The sequence below is a fragment of the Variovorax sp. M-6 genome (genome assembly GCF_052114385.1).
In the GTDB taxonomy this organism is placed as follows: domain Bacteria; phylum Pseudomonadota; class Gammaproteobacteria; order Burkholderiales; family Burkholderiaceae_C; genus Variovorax.
Genome location: NZ_JBFREQ010000128.1, coordinates 1 through 431, shown reverse-complemented (window position 1 = coordinate 431; position 431 = coordinate 1). Strand labels below are relative to the sequence as shown.

The following is a 431-nucleotide window of genomic DNA, read 5'->3' as shown; positions in this document are numbered from 1 at the left end:
GCACAGCGCAATCCACGCCCAGCCCGCCGCCCGGCGCATGCCCCAGCGCGGCGCGAGCCACCAGCCCGCAAGGCCCAGCAGCAGCGCGAACACCAGCGTGTGCGTGAAGCCGCGGTGGCCCGCCATGCCGCCGTAGGCGATGCCGAGCTTGAAGGCCAGGCCGTCGAAGTCGGGCGCGAGGGACGCCAGCATGCCCGCGAGCAGCGCCGGCACCGGCACGCGCCGCGTGCCCAGCGCAATGGCTGCGCAGACAGGTACGGCGACGTGGGTGAAGACGGTGGGCATCGGGCGTGCTGTGGTGTATCAGGCCGGCTTCCTGGGCGGCATTTGCGCGACCCATTCGCGCGGCGCCATCGGGAAACCAAGGCGCTCGCGGCTGTCGTAGTAGCTCTGCGCCACGCTGCGCGCGAGGTTGCGGATGCGGCCGATGT

General features: G+C 72.6%; 1 protein-coding gene and 1 pseudogene. Both read right to left on the bottom strand.

The window, feature by feature from the left end; translation table 11 throughout:
- A partial coding sequence (locus tag AB4Z46_RS35470) for a metal-dependent hydrolase (RefSeq protein WP_442288230.1) occupies nucleotides 1-285 on the bottom strand: 285 nt, incomplete at its 3' end.
- Between the two features lie 18 nt (nucleotides 286-303).
- A pseudogene (locus tag AB4Z46_RS35465) lies at nucleotides 304-431 on the bottom strand (glycine--tRNA ligase subunit alpha); the annotation flags it as partial.